Source organism: Terriglobus sp. YAF25, from assembly GCF_052113305.1.
In the GTDB taxonomy this organism is placed as follows: Bacteria; Acidobacteriota; Terriglobia; order Terriglobales; family Acidobacteriaceae; genus Terriglobus.
Genome location: NZ_JBFRCY010000801.1, coordinates 1 through 1,980, shown reverse-complemented (window position 1 = coordinate 1,980; position 1,980 = coordinate 1). Strand labels below are relative to the sequence as shown.

Here is a 1,980-nt window from a genome sequence, read left to right as displayed (position 1 = left end):
GGTATAGAGCGCGCCTTCAGCGCTTAGAGCCTTCTTTGCCCACCCTAACGTTGTGAGGGTGGGGCACCCGGGTGGGAACAAATGAAGACGTTTCGCGCGGAGCGCGAATACCACCCTTTGTCTTCGACAAAGAATGGGGCAACGAGATCCTACTTTGCCTCTGGGTAGTCCGTGACCTTGGGTTCGATGCGGGGTGGTTGGCCTGCGGAGCTGGTTCTGGTGCTGCCGCCGGTTTGGTTGATTACGTTCAGGATTGCGCCTTTGTCGAGCAAGGCTACTGTGATCATGTGGTGGAACTTTACGCCGGGGGTGTCGGGGACTTCGATGGCGCGGTCCATCACGACATCCGGAAAGCGGAAGACGCTGTAGATGCCCAGGCCCCAGGCTTCGTGTTCGCGGACGTTGTCGGCTACTTTGTACGAGGCCCAGCCCTTCGCGCCTTTCTCGTCTGTCCACTGGGCCTGTGTTGGCGGGTCGTAGGGAATCTCGGATTGGTAGAAGTAGGTGCGGCCGCGCTCGCCTGCCCAGAGCACCTGGTACTTCTGGTGGTGCTCGACGAAGAGACCGTAGATGGTGACGTCGTTGCCGTGGACAACCAGGCCGTAGTTGCTCTGGTTCTTGTCCCAGCCGACGTTGTGGCCGTGGTCGGCGCGCCAGAYCCASRTGTGGTCGMCGATGGTGTCGTTGCTGTCGATCACCAGATTGGCATCCGTCCGGCCTTCGCCTGCTCCGCCGACGCGGAAGAAGACGTCGTGCAGTGAGATGGGGTTGGTCTTATGCCGCAGCTTGCTGCCTTGCGTGCCCACATGCAGCAGCGAGGGGGAGATGACGGTGCCCGCATCGAACAACAGGCCCGAGACCGTGACGCCGTCGACATCGGCTACCGTCATCGCTTCAGTCCCGTGCACCGGGCGCAGTGTGGCGAAGCCGATGCCGAGCACGATGGTGTTGGCTTTGCGGATCTTGATGGGGGCGTTCAGATCGTAGTTGCCGGGAAGCAGTAGCAGGTCTTTGCCCTTGTCGAGCGCGGCGTTGATGGTGACGTCGGTATCGCGGTCGGGACGGGCGATGTAGAAGTGCGAGAGAGGTACGGACCGTCCTGCGGTTGAACCCTTCTTCCAGGTAATACCCGAGGAGTTCTCGCGGATGGCGGGGACGCGCACGCTGAAGTTGCCCTTGGCATCGACCTGCAGGAAGGGCTTCTCGCGGACGACGGGTACAGTCGCCACTTTGGTGAAGGGAGGCTTGGGCCACTCGCCTTCGGGAGCGTGCTCGGCGCCGACGAAGACCATGTTCCAGTTTGCGCCGGTCCACTGCTGCCACTCGGTGTTACGCGAGATCCATTGCTGCTGCGTGCCGGAGTCGACGGTGCCATCGACCAGCGAGTCTGAGAGCCAGCCGCCGCTAGCCCAGCCGCGCTTCTGATGCAGCACCATGTTGCCCAGTACATGCATGCGGCGCGCAGCGATCGCCTGCGAGACTGCCCACTGCATGGTGCCGCTCGTCGGGACAACCGAGAAGCCTTCGACGCCGCGCCAGAAGGTGGTGGTGGCGTTGTTGTTTTTGGAGGCTGCGTCGGCATGCACGTCGCCGGCTACTCGGACATCGTCACGGCCTGCGCCGAGGCCGAGGACCTGTGTGTAGAAACCGACGGGGATGTCGAGGTTGTACTTRCCGGGCATGAGCAGGAACGCATAGCGCGAGCTGCCGAACTCGGCGTGTTGTTGTTCGGTGTAGACCTTGTCGATGGCCYGCTGCATCTCGTCATGGTTCATCCCAGGACGAAAAAGCTTTACGTTGGGCCCCCAATCCAGGTTTTCCGGGTTGAGGCGTGGGGACTTTTGCGCTATTGCTACAGCAGAGACAAAACTTAGTACGACACCTGCAACCACTCGCATCTTCATCTGCAATTCGTCCTTACTTGCCTGCTGTTACGTGGAAGCTCTTGTGCTCCGTCGCGGTGGCGTCGAAGCCTGCCCA

The 1,980-nt window shown here is 61.3% G+C and carries 1 protein-coding gene; it reads right to left on the bottom strand.

What is annotated here, in order from left to right:
* Nucleotides 1–149: 149 nt before the first annotated feature.
* Nucleotides 150–1,760, bottom strand: coding sequence for a coagulation factor 5/8 type domain-containing protein (locus AB4043_RS23885; RefSeq protein WP_442308300.1), 1,611 nt, complete (start codon nt 1,758–1,760; stop codon nt 150–152).
* Nucleotides 1,761–1,980: the final 220 nt, after the last annotated feature.